Annotated in this window: 12 protein-coding genes and 2 riboswitches; of the genes, 9 read left to right on the top strand and 3 right to left on the bottom strand. The window is 62.9% G+C overall.

What is annotated here, in order from left to right; translation table 11 throughout:
• Nucleotides 1–24 precede the first annotated feature (24 nt).
• The 3 genes from V0R37_RS03075 to V0R37_RS03065 all read right to left on the bottom strand — a co-directional run bounded on the left by V0R37_RS03075 (nt 25) and on the right by V0R37_RS03065 (nt 3,499).
• Nucleotides 25–930, bottom strand: a complete 906-nt coding sequence (locus V0R37_RS03075; protein ID WP_420373090.1) for a cation diffusion facilitator family transporter — start codon at nt 928–930, stop codon at nt 25–27.
• Nucleotides 931–938: 8 nt separating this feature from the next.
• Nucleotides 939–3,011, bottom strand: a complete 2,073-nt coding sequence (gene metG / locus V0R37_RS03070; protein ID WP_420373089.1) for a methionine--tRNA ligase — start codon at nt 3,009–3,011, stop codon at nt 939–941.
• 239 nt (nt 3,012–3,250) lie between these two features.
• Entirely contained in the window at nt 3,251–3,499 is a 249-nt protein-coding gene (locus V0R37_RS03065; RefSeq protein WP_420373088.1) for a hypothetical protein, read from the bottom strand.
• 128 nt (nt 3,500–3,627) lie between these two features.
• On the opposite strand from V0R37_RS03065, the gene apbC reads away from it, so the two are divergent.
• The 9 genes from apbC (at nt 3,628) to gcvP (ending at nt 19,198) form a co-directional block, all read left to right on the top strand.
• On the top strand, nt 3,628–4,713 hold the full coding sequence (gene apbC, locus V0R37_RS03060) for an iron-sulfur cluster carrier protein ApbC (RefSeq protein ID WP_420373087.1): 1,086 nt from the start codon (nt 3,628–3,630) through the stop codon (nt 4,711–4,713).
• Nucleotides 4,714–4,717: 4 nt separating this feature from the next.
• On the top strand, nt 4,718–6,490 hold the full coding sequence (locus V0R37_RS03055) for an autotransporter assembly complex protein TamA (protein WP_420373086.1): 1,773 nt from the start codon (nt 4,718–4,720) through the stop codon (nt 6,488–6,490).
• Nucleotides 6,490–10,203, top strand: a complete 3,714-nt coding sequence (locus V0R37_RS03050; protein ID WP_420373085.1) for a translocation/assembly module TamB domain-containing protein — start codon at nt 6,490–6,492, stop codon at nt 10,201–10,203. The genes V0R37_RS03055 and V0R37_RS03050 overlap by 1 nt, the downstream gene beginning before the upstream one ends.
• 74 nt (nt 10,204–10,277) lie before the next feature.
• Nucleotides 10,278–10,841 carry a dCTP deaminase gene (gene dcd / locus V0R37_RS03045; protein WP_420373084.1) on the top strand — a complete coding sequence of 188 codons (564 nt, stop codon included), beginning with the start codon at nt 10,278–10,280 and terminating at the stop codon, nt 10,839–10,841.
• A 13-nt stretch (nt 10,842–10,854) separates the two neighbouring features.
• On the top strand, nt 10,855–13,116 hold the full coding sequence (locus V0R37_RS03040; RefSeq protein WP_420373083.1) for an Orn/Lys/Arg family decarboxylase: 2,262 nt from the start codon (nt 10,855–10,857) through the stop codon (nt 13,114–13,116).
• A complete protein-coding gene (locus V0R37_RS03035) occupies nt 13,098–14,387 on the top strand; it encodes a BaiN/RdsA family NAD(P)/FAD-dependent oxidoreductase (RefSeq protein WP_420373134.1) in 1,290 nt (429 codons plus the stop codon). Before V0R37_RS03040 ends, V0R37_RS03035 begins: the two co-directional genes overlap by 19 nt.
• Nucleotides 14,388–14,451: 64 nt before the next feature.
• Nucleotides 14,452–14,540, top strand: a riboswitch (glycine riboswitch).
• A 20-nt stretch (nt 14,541–14,560) separates the two neighbouring features.
• Nucleotides 14,561–14,671: riboswitch (glycine riboswitch) on the top strand.
• Between the two features lie 54 nt (nt 14,672–14,725).
• A complete protein-coding gene (gene gcvT, locus V0R37_RS03030) occupies nt 14,726–15,820 on the top strand; it encodes a glycine cleavage system aminomethyltransferase GcvT (RefSeq protein WP_420373082.1) in 1,095 nt (364 codons plus the stop codon).
• A 48-nt stretch (nt 15,821–15,868) separates the two neighbouring features.
• Complete coding sequence (gene gcvH / locus V0R37_RS03025) at nt 15,869–16,249, top strand: glycine cleavage system protein GcvH (protein WP_420373081.1); 381 nt, start codon at nt 15,869–15,871, stop codon at nt 16,247–16,249.
• A gap of 45 nt (nt 16,250–16,294) precedes the next feature.
• Nucleotides 16,295–19,198 carry an aminomethyl-transferring glycine dehydrogenase gene (gene gcvP / locus V0R37_RS03020; protein ID WP_420373080.1) on the top strand — a complete coding sequence of 968 codons (2,904 nt, stop codon included), beginning with the start codon at nt 16,295–16,297 and terminating at the stop codon, nt 19,196–19,198.
• The last annotated feature ends 1 nt before the right edge of the window (nt 19,199 follow it).

The raw sequence follows: 19,199 nt of genomic DNA, 5'->3' as shown, positions 1-19,199 counted from the left end.
CTGGGACCGCTGGCAGACAGGGCTTTATTCGCTGACGGTTCCCGGCGGCACATGCACGGGATCGAAGTGCGTCATCACGTCCAGCACGGGTTCGTTCTGCATGACCCGCTTGCGTGCCTCGGTGGCGATGGCATGCCCTTCCGTGATGGTCAGATCGCCATCCATTTCCAGGTCTACCTCGACCCAGATCATGTCGCCCAGCTTGCGTGTCTTCAGCCCGTGTATGCCGTGCAGGCCTGGGGTGGACAGCAAGTGGCCGCGGATTCTTTCCTCGGTTTCCTCGTCCACCGCCGAGTCCATCAAGTCGTTGAACGAGCCGAAGAAGAATCGCCAGCCCATGCGTATGATCATCAGCCCCACCACCAGCGCCGCCAGCGGGTCGGCCAGGTGGAAGCCGCCAAGGTTGGCCAGGATGCCCAGCGCCACCACCAGGGATGATGCCGCATCCGAGCGCGCGTGCCAGGCATTGGCGACCAGCATGGATGAACGCACCCGTTTGGCGACGCGCAGCATGTAGCGGAAAAGCAGTTCCTTGGATGCCAGGGCCAGCAGGGCGACCGCGAGCGCGGCGCTGTGCACTTCGGGAATGGATTGCGGGCTTTGCAGCTTGACGAAGCTGTTCCACAGCATGCCTATGCCGACCGACAGCAGCAGGGCGCCGATGATAAGCGAAGCGGCCGTCTCGAAGCGCCTGTGGCCGTAGGGATGGTCGGCGTCGGGCGCCTTCTGGCTGTGCTTGTTGGCGACCAGCACGACGCCGTCGGACACCAGGTCGGACAGCGAGTGGATGGCGTCGGCCACCAGGGCCTGCGATTGCGCGAACAGCCCCACGACCAGCTGGATCGCGGTCAGCGCGATGTTGACGGCAACGCTGACCAGGGTGCTGCGATGGCCGGCGGCCTGGCGGTCGGGGGCGAAGTGCGGGCTCATGGGCGGCGCTAGCTGATGCGCATGCCGGGCTGGGCGCCCGGCCAGGGCTCAAGAATATAGATGCCCGGATCGGTTTTCTCGTCGTTGTGGCTGGCCGCAAGCACCATGCCCTCGGATATGCCGAAGCGCATCTTGCGGGGAGCCAGGTTGGCCACCAGGACGGTCAGCTTGTCGATGAGATCGGCCGGCTGGTAGGAGGACTTGATGCCCGAGAACACCTGGCGGTGGCGGTCTTCGCCCACATCCAGCGTCAGGCGCAGCAGCTTGTCGGAGCCGTCGACGGCTTCGCAATTTACGATGCGTGCGATGCGCAGGTCGACCTTGGCGAAGTCCTTGATGTCGATGAGTTCGGCGATGGCTTGGCCGCCGGGCATAGGCACGGGTTCGGCGGGCGGCTCGAAAAGGTCGTCGAGCATCTTGGGCTCCACGCGCTGCATCAGGTGCTTGAAAGGCGCGATCCAGGTAGGCAGCTGGCTGGCATCCGGCCAGCGGTAGGCGTTCGCGGCGCCGAACAGATCCCGCGCCACCTTGTCGGCAAGGACCGGCAGCACCGGAGTCAGCATGACCGACAGAGCCTTGAAGCCGGCCAGTGCGCGCGAACATACATTTTGCAGTCCGGCTTTTTGTTCGTCGTCGGCGCTGGCAATGCCCTTGGCCATGACCCAAGGCTGGGCGGCGTCGAAGGCCTGGTTGATCTGGTCGGCATGCGCCATGATGCGGCGTATGGCGCGGCCGTATTCGCGCTGTTCGAAATCGGCGCGCACCGTTTCCGCCACCTGCGCCAGTTCGGCTTGCAGGGTCTGGGTGTCGCCCAGGTAGGCCAGTTGGCCGTCGAAATGCTTGCTGATGAAATTGGCGGCGCGGCTGGCGATATTGACATATTTGCCGACCAGGTCGCTGTTGACGCGCGCGATGAAGTCGTCGGGGTTGAAGTCCAGGTCTTCGACGTGGGAATTCAGCTTGGCCGCGATGTAATAGCGCATCCATTCGGCGTTCATGCCCAGTTCCAGGTAGCGCAGCGGCGAAATGCCGGTGCCGCGGCTCTTGGACATTTTTTCGCCGCTGACGGTGATGAAGCCGTGCACATGCAGGCCGTCGGGTGTTTTCCTGCCGGAGAACTTCAGCATGGCGGGCCAGAACAGGGCGTGGAAATAGACGATGTCCTTGCCGATGAAATGCACTTGCTCGGTGTCGCTGTCGGGCGCCGTCAGCGCGTCGAAATCCAGGCCCTGCTTGTCGCAATAGGCTTTCAGCGAGGCCAGGTAACCCACCGGCGCGTCCAGCCAGACATAGAAGTACTTGCCCGGGGCATCGGGAATGGGGATGCCGAAATAGGGTTCATCACGCGAGATGTCCCAGTCGGCCAGCTTGGCCTCGCCGTCGTCGCTGCCCGTGCCCAGCCACTCGCGGGTCTTGGCCAGCACTTCGGCCTGCAGGCGCTTGTTGCCGCTGGCATTGCTGCCGGTGGTCCAGGCTTGCAGGAATTCGACGCAGCGGGGATCGGACAGCTTGAAGAAGAAGTGCTCGGACGACTTCAATACCGGCGTGGCCTTGGTCAGCGTGGAGTAGGGGTTGATGAGCTCGGTGGGCGCGTACACGGCGCCGCAGGATTCGCAGGAATCGCCGTACTGGTCCTTGGCGTGGCAGCGCGGGCACTCGCCCTTGATGTAGCGGTCGGGCAGGAACATGCCCTTCACGGGATCGTAGAACTGCTCGATGGTGCGCGTGTCGATGAAGCCGGCGGCCTTCAGGCGGCGGTAGATATCTTGCGACAGGGCGACGTTCTCGGCCGAATCGGTGGAGTGCCAATGGTCGAAAGCGATATGGAAGCCGTTAAGGTACTGCGGGCGTTCGCCGGCGTAGCGGGCCACCAGGGCCTGCGGCGTGATGCCTTCGCTTTCCGCCTTGAGCATGATGGGCGCCCCATGGGCATCGTCCGCGCCGACGAAATGCACCGTATGCCCCGACATTCGCATGGAACGAACCCAGATATCGGCCTGGATGTATTCCATGATGTGGCCGATGTGGAAGGAACCGTTGGCGTAAGGCAGGGCAGTGGTTACGAATAGCGTGCGAGGCATGTCGGAAGATGTCTATGAAAAAGTGAAGAAAAGCGGGGAACTGCCAATTTTAGGGCTTTCCCCGGCATCATGCTGAACACGCAAGCATAGCAGGCGGGCGCGCCGCCGCCGCCCATGATCCGATTTCGGGCTTGGGCTTGCGTCCGCGCAGCGCGGATTAGTGATGAATTGTTAAGTTTGGTATGCGAATGCCAGCACGCGTTTGCGTGCTGGGTATGATGGCTTCGCCATCGGGGCCTTTAGGGGATTTCTCGCATCTCGATATCGGTGACATCCTTGTTTTTAAAGACGTTTTTGGCCGAATCGGGCTTGCGGCGCTGTTCCCAGTAGGCTTTCACGCCGAAGGGGCGGCCCTTGATGCGAGCCACCACATACAGGATGGCGACGGCGATTGCGGTGGAAAGCATGAATATGAATGCCATGGCCATACCGAAAATGGCCAGCACCAGAAACAAGATACCGCGGAGAATTTGATTAAATGTATTCATATTGATTACGTAGACCCCGAAAGGGGAAAATAATTCCCCCAATCCGAGCGTCCGTTTGGGGAAAATAAATTCTTCTATCCGCTATTCTTGAGGCTTCGGTGTATTTTTTTCAAGCAAGGCCTATAGTCATGAGCTCAAATCCTGAACAAATACTTGGTGCGCTATCCGAAGTGACGGATCCCCACACCAAGAAGAAGCTTGCCGTTACGGCGAAGAACTGTGAAATACAGTTGAAGGGAACGGACCTAGATATCACTGTACCCCTTGGTTATCCATCGCACAATGGGCACGCGGAATTGCAGAAACGGATTGAAACCGCTTTGGCTCCGCTGGGACTGGCCTTGAAGTCCCTGCGCGTGAAGACGGCCATCGAGACCCATGCCGTGCAGCCCGGATTGAAGCCTTTGCCCAATGTCCGCAACATCGTGGCCGTGGCTTCGGGCAAGGGCGGTGTGGGCAAGAGCACCACGGCCGTGAACATCGCTCTGGCCCTGCTGAACCAGGGAGCCCGGGTAGGCTTGCTGGATGCCGATATCTACGGTCCCAGCGTGCCCATCATGCTGGGCCTGTCGGGCAAGCCCAAGAGCCTGGACGGCAAGACCATGGAGCCCCTGGTGGGCCATGGCCTGCAGGCCAATTCCATCGGCTTTCTTATTGAAGAGGATTCGCCGGCCATCTGGCGCGGCCCGATGGTGACGCAGGCGCTGACGCAGTTGCTGAACCAGACCAACTGGAACGACCTGGACTACCTGATCGTCGACATGCCGCCCGGAACCGGCGATATCGCCCTGACGATGGCCCAGAAAGTGCCGCTGACCGGCGCCGTCATCGTTACGACGCCTCAGGATCTGGCCCTGGCCGACGCGCGCAAAGGCTTGCGCATGTTCCAGAAAGTGAACGTTCCGGTGCTGGGCGTGGTCGAAAACATGTCCATGCACATTTGCTCGAACTGTGGCCATGCCGAGCCTATCTTCGGCGAAAACGGGGGGCGCAACATGGCGGCGGAATTCAATTTGCCCTGGCTGGGCTCATTGCCGCTGCAATTAAGCATACGAACCCAGACCGACTCGGGCAATCCCAGCGTGATTGCCGACCCCGCGGGTGAGGCGGCCAGGGCCTATAACGACATTGCGCAACGCATAGCCGCCAATGTGGCCGCCCTGCCGCGCGACATGTCCGGAAAAATTCCCACCGTGGTGGCAAGGAAGACGTGACTTAATGCGGGCTCGAGCGGTTTGCCTGTTGTTGGCATGGGGGGTGGCCCATAGCGCCCATGCGGCTCCGCCCGAGGTCATCATCGACCCGGGCGGGATTCCCCCTGAGGCTCTGCAATCCATCAACAGCGCGGTCCAGGCCATCACCCGGCTGGCCGAGGATCAGGACGGCGGCGAGGTGTCGCGCCTGAGGCGCCGCGCGCATGACGCGACCGTATCGGCCCTGCAAACGCAGGGCTACTACGCACCCACGGTCACGCTGGAGGTCGGCGAAGGCCTGGATGGCGAGGCCTGGGACATCATCATAGAGCCGGGCGAACTCACCCATGTGGACAGCGTGAATCTGGGTTTCAAGGGCCAGATCGAGCGTCCCGAGTTCGCCGCCCGCGTCCAGCTCTTGAAGGATCAATGGCCGCTTACGCAAGGCATGCCTTTCGTGAACGAGGCCTGGAGCAACGCCAAGGCGGGCCTGCTGGACGATGTCAGCCGCAAGGATTTTTATTTTGCGCGGCTCGCGTCCACACAGGCCACGGTGGATGCCGAGAAGTCCAAGGCCGATTTGTCGGTCCAGGTGGACAGCGGGCCGCGCGTCACGATGGGCGAGGTGACGGTGATCGGCCTGAAGCGCGTGCCGGCCAGCCTGATCGATCGCTATGTGCGGTACACGCCGGGCGACCCTTACGACCAGGACCTGCTGGATGAATGGCAGCAGGCCTTGCAAGCCACTTCCTTTTTTCGCGGCGCTTTTGTCACGCTGGATCAGGACGAGTCGGCCAGGAAGACCAAGCCCGATGGCGAAGTGGAGCTGCCCGTCCGGGTGCAGGTTTCCGAGGCGCCCGCGCGGCGGGTCACCACGTCGCTGGGTGTGGACAGCGATCATGGCATACGCGTCGAAGGCCTGTATCGCCAGAATGTGGTTTTTGGGCAGCCGGTCTGGATAGAAACGGGCGCTGGCATCGACAAGGACCGCCAGCGCGCTTTCTTCGATGTGCATTTGCCGCCTACGGCCAGTGGCTACAAGGACAGCGTGGGTGTGCTGTACGAGCATTCCGATATCGAGGGCCTGGACAACACGCGCGCCGGCCTGGGCTGGAAGCGGCGCCAGGAACGCAAGGCGGCGGGCGACAGCCGCGTCGAATACGAAACGCAATGGGGCTTGATCGCCGCCTACGACAAGACCCGCATCAGCGGCGCGCCGGGTTTCGAGGTTCCGACCTTGGTGGGCACCTGGCAATGGCTGCGCCGCGACGTGGACAAGAAGTACGATCCGCGCGAGGGCAATCTGATCGATTTCGGCTTGGGCGCCGGCGTTACGCTGGACAAGGGCGAGCGCTTCTACCGGTCCAGCCTGCGCGTGCAGCAATGGTGGCCGGTGGGGCGGCGCGATGTGCTGACTGTGCGGGGCGAGGTGGGCAAGGTCTGGTCCAAAACGGATCGCCTGCCGCAGGATTTCGGCTATCGCACGGGGGGCGCCCGCTCTATACGCGGCTATCGCTATCAAAGCATAGGCCTGCATCGCGGCGACGCCGTTATCGGGGCGCCGGCGCTGGTCGTGGGCAGCGTTGAATACACGCATTATTTCACCGAGCAGTTGGGCATGAATTTCTTTGTGGATGCGGGCGATGCGGCGGCTTCTTTCGGTCAAATGAAGATGTCGCTGGGTTATGGCGTGGGCATGGCGTTTCGCACGCCGGCGGGGCCGTTCTTTGTGGATCTGGCCTATGGTCAACGCGACAAGCGCCTGCGCCTGCACTTTTCCCTGGGTATTGCGTTTTGATGACTGTGTTGCGCCGTCTTTTTCTGTGGTTGGTGCCGCCGCTTGTGCTGCTGATCGTGGCGGTTTGCGGCTTTCTCTATTGGGTGGCGGCGACGCAGCCGGGTACGCGCTGGGCATTGATCACCGCTGCCGAGCAGTTCGACGGCCAGGCGCGCGGTATTTCGGGAACGCTTTGGACCGGCTTGCAGGTGGACGATTTTTCGATGACCGTGCCAAAGACTGTCGCGCTGAAGCTTGGCGATTTCCGCTTGCAGGTCCAGTGGCGCGAGCTATGGGACCGACGCCTGCATGTCGCCGAGCTGTCGGCCGGCAGCGTCGATCTGGACCTGCTTTCCGACCCGGATGCGCCGCCGTCTTCAGAACCTTTCCGCATGCCGGCCTTGCCGGTGCGCGTGGCCGTCGATCGCTTTGCCGTGGGCGAACTGCATGTCTCGCAGGATGGGAAGCCTGTGCCGCTGCGGGTGGGCCCATTGTCCACGGCGCTTGCGCTGGATGAGAATGGCGGTCAATTGGTGCTGCAGCGCCTGGATGTCGAACACGAGATGCTGCGGGCCGAGCTCAGCGGCGAAGTGAGGCTGCAGGCATTGCAGGATCCTTGGCCCATGCAGGCACAATTGACGACGAGAGTTGTCGGTCGCGGGAATGACTCGCCTTTGTGTGCGAGCCGCTATGTTTCGACGCTGCCCGCAAGACAGGATGCGGGTAACAAGAAGGGCGGGAATCAGGCTGCCAAGAACGCGGACGCCGGCGCCAAGAACCTGAAAACACAGGATGACAAGAATAAGAATGAAACAGCAGGCTTGGAAGCCGCTTCCGATTGCACGCTCGACATCGAGACCACGCTGGCCGGCACGCTGGACGCCCTGAAGCTGGCAGTCAATGGCGCCGGCCAGGGCATGAGCATCGATGTCGATGCGAATCTTGCGCCGCGTGCCGCATTTCCCTTGAAGGACGCAACAGCCGCCTTGCATCTGGCGGACGGCTCCCTGCTTGAAAGCCGGCTGGATTGGACATCCGAAGTGGTGGACACGGTGGTGCAGGATCGCCTGCAAGGAACGTTGAAGACAGAACAACTGGATATCGGCCGCTTGGTGGGCACCGCCATTCCTCCCGCCGTGGTCAACATGGCCGCCAATTTCGATGTGCAGTTGCACGACCGCGATCAGGTCCGGTCGGTGGAAATCGCCATTGATTTTGCCGATGGAACAAGATGGAACAAGGAAGCGCTGTCGGGCCGCTTGAGCGCCCGTATCGTCAACGAGGCGAAGCCGGGCCCCGTAGCCGTCGAGAAACCGGAATCCGCAACCGGACCAGGCGCCCGGCCCGAAGCCCAGGCGGAAGCGGCCGCCGAGGCCGTCATGGACGAGCCGGTCTGGAAAGGCCTGCAACTGGCGGCGGTGGACATGGATTTGCGGCTGGGCCGGAATCGCCTGAGGGCGGACGGCTCGCTGGGGACGGCGGACAGCCGGCTGAAGCTGGACCTGGCGGCGCCCCAGTTGGCGGCATTCTGGCCCGACCTTCCGGGAGGCGCCCAGTTGCGGGGAGAAGTGTCAGGCGTCCTGGCCAGCCACAAGGCTGATTTGACCGTGCAGTACACGCCGGCCGGCAGCAAGGCGCAAGAGGTGGGCAGCGCGCCTGCCAAGGCGCATGCGGTGCTGGAGGGCGGCTGGGGGCCGGGGCCGTCGGAGCAAGACGCGCTGGAGGGCTGGCGCGGCATTGTGAAAACCCTGGACGCGGAGCATGCGGGCCTGGGCGTGAAGGCCGCCGCGCCGGCGCGTATCGCTTTTTTGCCTTCGGCGACCGCGCCGGCCTGGCAATGGCAGGTGGGCGATACCCGCATCGATTTCCTGTTGTCCTCCCGACGCGTGTTCACCCTGGATCACAAGGCATCGCGCGGCGGTGCCGGGCGCTGGGAGACGCAAGGCGCGATCGCCCGCCTGCCGGTTTCGCCGCGCCTGATTGCCGATTTGCGCAAGAAACTGGATCCGGCCTTTCGTGATGAAGAGCAGCGGGGCGGGGTCAAGATCAAGTCCGATCAAGGCAGCGACCTGACCGAGATCGTGCTGGCGCTGGACTGGAAGCTGGCTTTTTCCGGGGCGCTGGAGGGCCAGGCGCATATTGCGCGCGTATCGGGCGACCTTATGGTGCCGGCCGAGCCGGCCTTCCCGCTGGGCTTGCAGGAGTTGGCCGTGGACCTGGTCGCCAGGAAGGCCGGAAACGCCGTAAGCCGGCTCAGCGCCGAGGCCCGGATCGTGACGCGGGAAATGGGCCGGGTATCGGCCAGCGCGTCGACCCTGCTGCATGCCAGTCCGGGCGGCGGCTTGTTCCTCAATCCGAAAGACGTCAAGGCGGTCAAGGTCGATGCCGATATCGACGATCTGGGGTGGACCAGCCTGCTGTTGGGCGACGCCATGGAACTGGGCGGCGCGGTGCAGGCCAGGGTGCAGCTGCAAAGCAAGCCTGACGGTAGCTGGGATACGGGCGGCACCATTACGGGCAGCAAGATCCGGGTTGTACGCGTCGATGACGGCATACGCCTGCTCGATGGCACGCTTTCCGCCCGCTTGCAGGGCGACCGCCTGATTCTGGACAAACTGGCGTTTCCGGCTATCTTGCGGGTGACGCCCAAGGAATGGCGCACGGCGGAATGGGTCAGCACGAATCCCGACGCGAAAGGCGGCAGCCTGACGCTCAGCGGCGATTGGAATCTGTTCGAGTCGCGGGGACTGGTAAATATAGACCTGTATCGCTATCCGCTGCTGCAGCGCTCCGACCGCTACGCCATGGTCAGCGGCAAGCTGGCGCTGGACGCGGCCTTGCCGCGCATCGCGATCAAGGGGGCGGTGACCGCCGATGCAGGCTGGTTCGACCTTGACATGCTGGGCGGCATCCCCACGGTGGACGGCGATGTGGTCGTCCTGCGGCCCGGCGAGACGCAAAAGGAAGTCAGCGCCCCGACCGACGTGTCCATGGACCTTGAGCTGGACCTGGGGCCCCGCTTCTACCTGACCGGCTATGGCGTGAACTCCGGCCTGGTGGGCAAGCTGCATGTGATGATGGCGGACGGCAAGCTGACCGCCATGGGGGCGCTGCGCACGCGCGGCGGGGCCATCGAGGCCTATGGCCAGCGCCTGCAATTGCGCCGGGGCGCCATCACCTTCCAGGGCGATATCGCCAGCCCCGTGCTGGACATCGAGGCGCTGCGCACGGGACTTGCTGTCGAAGCGGGTGTGCGGGTGGCCGGCACGGCCAAGCGGCCGCGCATCGACCTGGTGTCGTATCCGGCGGTCAGCGAGATCGAGAAGCTTTCCTGGCTGCTGCTGGGCCATGGCCCCAACGACTCGGGCGGCGACGTGGCCCTGCTGTTTTCGGTGGGCACCTCGTTCCTGGGCAGCGGCGAGCCTTTCTACCGCAAGTTCGGGGTGGACGAGGTCAGCATACGGTCAGGCGATCTGGGCGCGGCGGGCAGCATCCTTCCGGCGGAAAGCGTGGTCAGCGGCCTGGACAGCGGGACCAGCGACATTGAACGCAAGTTCATCACGGTCAGCAAGAAGCTATCCAGCGGCATTACCCTGAGCATCCAGCAGGCGTTGTCGGACACGGGCACGGTGGGCAGGGCCAGCTACCGCCTGGCACGCGGCTTGACGGCCGAGGTGACAGCCGGCACGGTCAACGGGCTGGCGCTGGTTTACCGCTGGTTTTCCAGGGATTGAATTTGTTTTGCCCCATTCGCGCTTCTTGGGCGCACAGGGGATAAAATACGCGCCAACGTAATAAGGTTAGGGCTATGAGCATAAAAAACGACCGTTGGATCCGGCAGTCGGCCGGCACTGGAATGATAGAGCCGTTCGAGCCGGGCCAGGTCCGTTCGGTCAATGGCAATCGCATCGTCAGCTACGGCACCAGCAGCTACGGCTACGATGTGCGCTGCGCCAATGAATTCAAGATATTCACCAATATCAATTCGACCATCGTCGACCCCAAGGCTTTCGATGAAAAGTCCTTTGTCGACTTTACCGGCGACGTGTGCATCATTCCGCCGAACTCCTTCGCGCTGGCCCGCACGGTGGAGTATTTCCGCATTCCCCGCAGCGTTCTCACGGTCTGCCTGGGCAAGAGCACCTATGCCCGTTGCGGCATCATCGTCAACGTGACGCCGCTGGAGCCCGAATGGGAAGGCCACGTCACGCTGGAGTTTTCCAACACCACGCCCTTGCCGGCGAAGATCTATGCGGGCGAAGGCTGCGCGCAAATGCTGTTCTTCGAAAGCGACGAAGTCTGCGAGACATCCTATCGCGACCGCGGCGGTAAATATCAGGGACAGCAGGGCGTGACCCTGCCTCGTACCTAGCTGGAGCCATTGAATGAAATTTCGTTTCCCCATCGTCATCATCGATGAAGACTACCGCTCGGAGAATGCCTCGGGCTTTGGTATTCGCGCCCTGGCCTCGGCCATAGAGGCCGAAGGCGTCGAAGTGCTGGGCGTGACCAGCTACGGCGACCTGAGCTCGTTCGCACAGCAGCAAAGCCGCGCCAGCGCGTTTATTTTGTCGATCGACGATGAGGAATTCGACGTCGATTCGCCCGAGGACGTGGCCAACGCCATCAAGAACCTGCGCTCCTTCATCGGCGAGCTGCGTTTCCGCAACGAAGAAATCCCCATTTATCTTTACGGCGAAACGCGCACCTCGCAGCATATTCCCAACGACATATTGCGCGAGCTGCACGGCTTCATCCATATGTTCGAGGATACGCCGGAGTTCGTTGCGCGGCACATCATCCGCGAGGCGCGCGCCTACCTGGACGGCCTGGCGCCGCCGTTCTTCCGCGAGCTGGTCAAGTATGCGTCCGATGGCTCGTATTCCTGGCACTGCCCCGGGCATTCGGGCGGCGTGGCTTTCCTGAAAAGCCCGGTGGGCCAGATGTTCCACCAGTTCTTCGGTGAAAACATGCTGCGCGCCGACGTGTGCAACGCGGTCGACGAACTGGGCCAGTTGCTGGACCACACCGGCCCCGTCGCCGAATCGGAACTGAATGCCGCGCGCATCTTCCATGCCGATCACTGCTTCTTCGTGACCAATGGCACGTCCACCTCGAACAAGATCGTGTGGCATGCCAACGTGGCGTCGGACGACGTGGTGGTGGTCGACCGCAACTGCCATAAATCCATTCTGCACGCCATCACCATGACGGGCGCCATTCCGGTGTTCCTGCGTCCCACGCGCAACCACCTGGGCATCATCGGCCCCATTCCTCTGGAAGAATTCGAGCCGGACAACATACGCAAGAAGATCGAAGCCAACCCGTTCGCGCGCAATGCCAAGGACAAGCGTCCGCGCATTCTTACGCTTACGCAAAGCACCTACGACGGCGTCATCTACAACGTCGAGATGATCAAGGAAAAGCTGGGCTCCGAAATCGATACGCTGCATTTCGACGAAGCCTGGCTGCCGCATGCCGCCTTCCACGAATTCTATAAAGACATGCACGCCATCGGCGAGAACCGGCCGCGCAGCCAGGACGCCATGGTGTTTGCCACGCACTCCACGCACAAGCTGCTGGCCGGCCTGTCGCAGGCCTCGCAGATCACGGTGCAGGATTCGGAGACCCGCAAGCTGGACCGCAACGTCTTCAACGAAGCCTACCTGATGCACACGTCGACCTCGCCGCAGTACGCCATTATTGCGTCCTGCGATGTGGCGGCGGCCATGATGGAGCCCCCCGGGGGCACCGCGCTGGTCGAGGAAAGCATTGCAGAGGCGCTGGATTTCCGTCGCGCGATGCGCAAGGTGGAATCCGAGTTCGGCAAGAACGACTGGTGGTTCAAGGTATGGGGCCCCAACCGCCTGGTGTCCGACGGCATCGGCAACCGGGACGACTGGCTGCTTGAATCCGGCGACGAATGGCACGGCTTCGGCGACCTGGCCGAAGGCTTCAACATGCTGGACCCCATCAAGGCCACGGTGGTCACGCCGGGCCTGGATATCTCGGGCACCTTCGCCGAGACCGGCATTCCGGCCGCCCTGGTGTCCAAATACCTGGCCGAGCACGGTGTGGTCATCGAGAAGACCGGCCTGTATTCCTTCTTCATCCTGTTCACCATAGGCATTACCAAGGGCCGCTGGAATACGCTGTTGACCGCCTTGCAGCAGTTCAAGGACGACTACGACCGCAACCAGCCCATGTGGCGCATCTTGCCGGACTTCTGCAAAGAGCATCGCCGCTACGAGAAGATGGGCCTGCGCGACTTGTGCCAGCAGATCCACGAAGCCTATCGCAAGTACGACTTGGCGCGCCTGACGACCGAGGTCTACCTTAGCGACATGATTCCGGCCATGAAGCCCTCGGACGCTTACGCCAAGATGGCGCACCGGGAAGCCGAGCGCGTCAGCATCGACGACCTGGAAGGCCGCGTGACCGGTGTGCTGCTTACCCCTTATCCGCCCGGTATTCCGCTGCTGATTCCGGGCGAGCGCTTCAACAAGCGCATCGTCCATTATCTGCAGTTCGCCCGCGAGTTCAATGCCAAGTTCCCGGGCTTCGAAACCTATGTCCACGGCCTGGCCCAGGACATGGGGCCCGACGGCATGGACAGGTATTACGTCGACTGCATCAAAGAGAGTTGAGCTTGGCATTCGGCGGTTTTGATGTGGCGGTCATCGGCGCCGGCGCGGCCGGCATGATGGCCGCCGCCGTCGCGGGCCAGCGCGGGTTGCGCGTGGTGCTGATCGAACACGCGGCGCGTCTGGCCGAGAAGATCCGCATTTCGGGCGGGGGGCGCTGCAACTTCACCAATATCGGTACGGGGCCCGCCAATTTCCTGTCCCAGAATCCCGACTTCTGCCGATCGGCGTTGGCGGCCTACACGCCGCGCGATTTCATCGACCTGGTGGAAAAGCACGGCATCGCCTGGCACGAGAAGCATCGCGGCCAGTTGTTCTGCGACAACTCCAGCGAAGAGATCATCGCCATGCTCAAGCGCGAGTGCGATCTTGGGCGCGTAGCATGGCGCATGCCCTGCGCGGTCCAGGGCGTGGCGCGGCACGAGGATGGCTATCTTTTGCAAACCAGCCAGGGCGCCGTTGCGGCCCGCCAGCTTGTACTGGCCACAGGCGGGATGGCGATTCCGCAATTGGGCGCGACCGATTTCGCGCTGGGCATCGCCCGGCAGTTCGGCCTGAAAGTGGTCGAACCCCGGCCGGCGCTGGTGCCGCTGGTTTTCGATGCCCAGGCTTGGGAGCCGTTCGGATCGCTCAGCGGCGTCGCCCTGGAGGTGGAAATCCAGGCCCAGGCGGAAGATGGCCGGCCCGCCGGTACGCCGGCACGCCGCTCCGGCAAGGGCAAGCGCAATACCGTGTTTTTGGAAGACCTGCTGTTTACCCATCGCGGTCTGTCCGGTCCGGCGGTGTTGCAGGTGTCCAGCTACTGGAATCCCGGCGAACCCATCCGCGTCGACTTGGCGCCGGGCCAGAACCTGGAGCAAAGCCTGCTGGACGCTAAATCGGGCAACCGGCAGCAATTGGCCACTGTTCTGGCGGGCCTGTGGCCCAAGCGCCTGGCGGAACAATGGCTGGCCAACGCCGCTACGGCGGGCGGCATGGATATCGGCACGCAGCGCCTGGCCGATGTTCCCGACAAGACCTTGCGGGAGCTGGCCGCGAACATCCACCATTGGACGCTGGTCCCCAGCGGAACGGCCGGCTACAAGAAGGCCGAGGTGATGCGCGGCGGGGTCGATACCCGTGGAATCAATCAGAAAACCATGGAAGCCCGCAATGCGCCCGGCCTGTATTTCATTGGCGAGGCGCTGGATGTGACGGGCTGGCTGGGCGGCTATAACTTCCAGTGGGCCTGGGCGTCGGGCGCCGCTTGCGGGCGGGCATTGAGCGCCGCCTAGGCCGGCGTTTTATTTCATTTGGCGTTCTGCACGCTTTCGAGTTATTCTTTGCGACTGCTGTCACTTACACAGAGTGGGAGAGTGTCGATTTTTCGACCGCCGAAGGCGCAATTCGCCCAGAATCGCTCAGGCACCCCGTACCGCTCGTGGTTTGTTTGGCTGATCGCCAGGCAAGGCAGCATTCTGGAGAGACTCGTTCCGCCCCATGGGCAGGGCTTCGAGCGCCGAAGGTGAACGCCCGCCATTGTGGGTCAACTCTCAGGCAAAAGGACAGAAGGGCGGTGCCGGCCAGCACTTCGTTGGCTTACGTCGTTCGTTTCCCGTCTTCCGGAGTCCCCATGTCTTCAGTCTTAAAGCATACCCCGCTGCATTCCATCCACCTCGAGTCCGGTGCCAAAATGGTCGATTTCGGGGGCTGGGACATGCCCGTGTCCTATGGATCCCAGCTTGAAGAGCACCATGCGGTGCGCCAGGATGCCGGGATGTTCGACGTATCCCACATGTTGAATGTCGATGTGAACGGCAACGACGCCTTGGCCTACCTGCGGCGCCTGCTGGCCAATGACGCGGCCAAGCTGACGGTTCCGGGCAAGGCCTTGTATTCCTGCATGTTGAACGCCGAAGGCGGCGTCATCGATGACCTTATCGTTTATTTCTTCAGCGTCGATGCATGGCGGGTGGTGGTCAATGCCGGCACCGCCGACAAGGACGTGGCCTGGATGCAGCAAGTTGCAAGCTCCGAAAATTTCGATGTCAGCATTACGCCGCGCCGCGACCTGGCCATGGTGGCTGTGCAAGGACCCAACGCGCGTGAAAAGCTGTGGTCTGTGCGTCCCGACTGGAAGCCTGCAACGCAAGACCTTACCCCGTTTACCGGCGCTATGGTCGCCGACGACACGCTGGTGGCGCGCACGGGCTATACCGGCGAGGACGGCTTCGAGGTCGTCCTGCCCGCCGCGCAGGTGGAAGCATTCTGGCGCGACCTGGCCGGCAAAGGCGTGCGGCCCTGCGGCCTGGGGGCGCGCGACACGCTAAGGCTGGAAGCGGGCATGAACCTGTACGGCCAGGAAATGGACGAGCAGGTCAACCCGCTGGTGTCCGGCCTGGCCTGGACCGTGTCGCTTAAAGATGCCGACCGCCGTTTCATCGGGCGCGATGCGCTGGAATCGGCGGTGGTCGATCGCGGGCTGATAGGGGTCAAGCTGCTGGAACGCGGCGTGATGCGCGGCCACATGAAGGTCCGCGCGGAACAGGGCGAAGGCGAATTGACCAGCGGCTCCATGTCGCCGACCATGGGCGTATCCATCGGCATGGCGCGCGTTCCGCTCGGCGTTCAGCCGGGCGATGCCCTGCAGGTGGAAATTCGCGGCAAATGGTTGCCGGCCGAAGCTGTAAAAATGCCGTTCGTGCGCAACGGCAAAATCATTGCCTAATTCACTTCCTGAACAAGAACATCCATTTTTATCAATACGGGGTAAATCATGAATCTTCCTAGCGACCGCAAATACACGTCCTCGCACGAGTGGGTAAAAGCCGAAGGCGACCTGCTGCTGGTGGGCATTACCGACACCGCGCAAGATCAATTGGGCGACCTGGTCTTCGTGGGCGATGTCAATCCAGGCGCCAGCCTGAAGGCGGGCGAGACCGCCGGCGTGGTGGAATCGGTCAAGGCCGCTTCCGACATCTACGCGCCGGTGGACGGCGAAATCGTCGCCTTCAACGAAGATCTCAACGATCAGCCCAACCTGATCAACGAAGCCGCCTTCGATACCTGGATCTTCAAGATCAAGCCCGTCAATGCCGCGGATGCCGACGGCTTGCTGGACGGCGCCGGCTACGAAGCCCTTGTCAACGCCGGCTGATTTTTTAATGCCTTTGCTGCGAACCTGTTCTGTTTAGGTTGATTTATGTTGCGTGAACTAGACCCTCATTCCGATTTCATTCCCCGGCATATCGGCCCGGGCCAGGCCGACCAGGCCAAGATGCTGGCTGCTATCGGTGTTCCCGACCTGCACAGCCTTATCCAGGAAGTCGTGCCGCCCAGCATCTTGAAGCGCGGCGCCCTGAACCTGCCGGCTTCGCGCAGCGAGGCCGATGCGCTTGCCGAGCTGAAGGAAATCGCCGGACGGAATCAGGTGTTCCGCAACTATATCGGGCAAGGGTATTACGGCACCCATGTGCCCAATGTCATCCTGCGCAACATCCTTGAGAACCCGGCCTGGTACACGGCCTACACGCCGTACCAGCCGGAGATCTCGCAGGGCCGCCTGGAAGCGCTGCTGAATTACCAGACCATGGTGGCCGATCTTACCGGCCTGGACATCGCCAACGCCTCGCTGCTGGACGAAGGCACGGCGGCGGCTGAAGCCATGACCCTGGCGCGCCGCGGCTCGCGCTCCAAAAGCAAGGTCTTCTTCGCCTCGGTGCATTGCCATCCGCAGACGATAGAGCTGCTGCGCACCCGCGCCAGCGGGTTGGACATCGACGTGGTGGTGGGCGACGAGGCCCAAGGCCTGCCCGAATGCTTCGGCGTCTTGCTCCAGTATCCACACAGCCTGGGCGGCGTTGCCGATTACCGCGCCTTGACGGAATCCGCGCATGCGCAGGGCGCCGTGGTGGCGGTCGCCACCGACTTGCTGGCGCTGGCCCTGCTGGCCGCGCCGGGTGAATGGGGCGCCGATATCGCCATCGGTTCGGCGCAGCGCTTCGGCGTGCCGCTGGGCTTTGGCGGCCCGCATGCCGGCTTCATGGCCTGCAAGGATGCCTTCAAGCGCAATATGCCGGGCCGTCTGGTCGGCGTGTCCAAGGACAGCCAGGGCGCGCCCGCATTGCGCCTGGCCCTGCAAACGCGCGAGCAGCATATACGCCGCGAGAAAGCCACATCCAACATCTGCACCGCGCAAGTGCTGCTGGCCGTGATGGCCGGCATGTATGCCGTCTGGCACGGTCCGGCCGGCATCAAGCGCATCGCCCAACGCGTGGCCTACCTGACCGCCTTCCTGCGCGATGCGCTGGCCGAACTGGGCGTGGCGTCGGTCAACAAACAATTCTTCGATACCTTGCTGCTGGACACCGGCGCAGCCACGCAAGCCATCGTGAAGGCCGCGCAGGCGGCCTCCATCAACCTGCGCCAAGTCGACGGCAAGCAGTTGGCCGTGTCGCTGGACGAAACCGTGACGGTCGACGATGTGCACGCCTTGCTGCAGGCCTTCGCTGCGGGCCTGGGCAAATCGTGGGACGCATCGGCCAAGCGCACATTGCCCGCGCAGCACGGCGTTCCATCCGCCTTGCTGCGCCAGTCCGCCATCCTGACCCATCCGGTGTTCTCGCGCATCCAGTCCGAAACCGACATGCTGCGCTATCTGCGCGCCCTGGCCGACAAGGACCTGGCATTGGATCGCACCATGATCCCGCTGGGCTCCTGCACCATGAAGCTCAATGCCACGGCCGAGATGATCCCCGTCACCTGGCCCGAGTTCGGCGCCATGCATCCATTTGCGCCCGCCTCGCAAAGCCAGGGCTACAAAGAGCTTATCGATCGCCTGTCGGCCGCCTTGTGCGAGATCACCGGCTACGATTCCATCAGCCTGCAACCTAATTCCGGCGCGCAGGGCGAATTCGCCGGCCTGCTGGCCATTCGCGGCTACCATCAGGCCAACGGCCAGCATCAGCGCAATGTGTGCCTGATACCGGCCTCGGCGCACGGCACGAATCCCGCTTCGGCCCAGTTGGCCGGCATGGACGTGGTCGTGGTGGCATCGGACGATAACGGCAACGTCGACGTGGCCGACCTGAAAGCCAAGATAGCCAGCGTGGGCGACCGCCTTGCCGCCCTGATGATCACCTATCCGTCCACGCACGGCGTGTTCGAGACCGCGGTCACCGAGATCTGCGCGCTGGTGCACGATGCCGGCGGCCAGGTCTACCTGGACGGCGCCAACATGAACGCCATGGTGGGCCTGGCCCAGCCCGGCAAGTTCGGCTCCGACGTTTCGCACTTGAACCTGCACAAGACCTTCTGCATTCCGCACGGCGGCGGCGGCCCGGGCGTGGGTCCGGTGGCCGTTCGCTCGCACCTGGCGCCATACCTGCCGGGCATCGTCGACGAAGGCGGCAAGCTGCCCGAAGGCACGGCGGTGGGTCCCGTTTCGGCGGCGCCATACGGCTCGGCCAGCATCCTGCCCATACCGTATCTGTATATCACCATGATGGGCTCGGAAGGTTTGCTGCAGGCCACCGAGGTGGCCATACTGAACGCCAACTACATTGCCGCGCGCCTGCGCGACCATTACCCTGTGCTGTACGCCGGCAAGAACGGCCATGTGGCGCATGAGTGCATATTGGACATCCGGCCCATCAAGGACGCATGCGGTATTTCGAACGAGGACGTTGCCAAGCGCCTGGTGGATTACGGTTTCCATGCGCCGACGATGAGTTTCCCGGTGGCGGGCACGCTGATGGTGGAGCCCACGGAATCGGAAGGGCTGGCTGAGCTGGATCGCTTCATCGATGCGATGATCGCCATCCGCGCGGAGATCGCGGAGGTGGAGCGCGGCGAGAAGGATGCGCTGGATAATGTGTTGCGGAACGCACCGCATACGACGCAGATGCTGTTGTCTTCGGAATGGCACCACGACTACACGCGCGAGTCGGCGGCTTATCCGGTCGCCAGCCTGCGGGATGGAAAGTATTGGCCGCCGGTTTCGCGGGTGGACAATGCCTACGGGGACAGGAATCTGGTGTGTTCCTGCCCGCCTATGTCGGCGTATGAGGATGATGCGGCGGCTGTTGCTTCTGAGGCTTCGGTTTAGG

The sequence above is a fragment of the Pollutimonas rozaliensis genome (assembly GCF_048751585.1).
Taxonomy (GTDB): Bacteria; Pseudomonadota; Gammaproteobacteria; order Burkholderiales; family Burkholderiaceae_B.
The sequence above is the reverse complement of the archived record's forward strand: the minus strand, read 5'-3'. Positions and strand labels throughout refer to the sequence as shown.

What these genes read in the sequence shown, in the direction of transcription:
- V0R37_RS03050 (WP_420373085.1), top strand. Translation starts at nt 6,490, where the DNA reads ATGACTGTGTTGCGCCGTCTTTTTCTGTGGTTGGTGCCGCCGCTTGTG.
- dcd (WP_420373084.1), top strand. Translation starts at nt 10,278, where the DNA reads ATGAGCATAAAAAACGACCGTTGGATCCGGCAGTCGGCCGGCACTGGA.
- gcvH (WP_420373081.1), top strand. Translation starts at nt 15,869, where the DNA reads ATGAATCTTCCTAGCGACCGCAAATACACGTCCTCGCACGAGTGGGTA.
- V0R37_RS03055 (WP_420373086.1), top strand. Translation starts at nt 4,718, where the DNA reads ATGCGGGCTCGAGCGGTTTGCCTGTTGTTGGCATGGGGGGTGGCCCAT.
- metG (WP_420373089.1), bottom strand. Translation starts at nt 3,011, where the DNA reads ATGCCTCGCACGCTATTCGTAACCACTGCCCTGCCTTACGCCAACGGT.
- V0R37_RS03040 (WP_420373083.1), top strand. Translation starts at nt 10,855, where the DNA reads ATGAAATTTCGTTTCCCCATCGTCATCATCGATGAAGACTACCGCTCG.
- V0R37_RS03065 (WP_420373088.1), bottom strand. Translation starts at nt 3,499, where the DNA reads ATGAATACATTTAATCAAATTCTCCGCGGTATCTTGTTTCTGGTGCTG.
- gcvT (WP_420373082.1), top strand. Translation starts at nt 14,726, where the DNA reads ATGTCTTCAGTCTTAAAGCATACCCCGCTGCATTCCATCCACCTCGAG.
- gcvP (WP_420373080.1), top strand. Translation starts at nt 16,295, where the DNA reads ATGTTGCGTGAACTAGACCCTCATTCCGATTTCATTCCCCGGCATATC.
- apbC (WP_420373087.1), top strand. Translation starts at nt 3,628, where the DNA reads ATGAGCTCAAATCCTGAACAAATACTTGGTGCGCTATCCGAAGTGACG.
- V0R37_RS03075 (WP_420373090.1), bottom strand. Translation starts at nt 930, where the DNA reads ATGAGCCCGCACTTCGCCCCCGACCGCCAGGCCGCCGGCCATCGCAGC.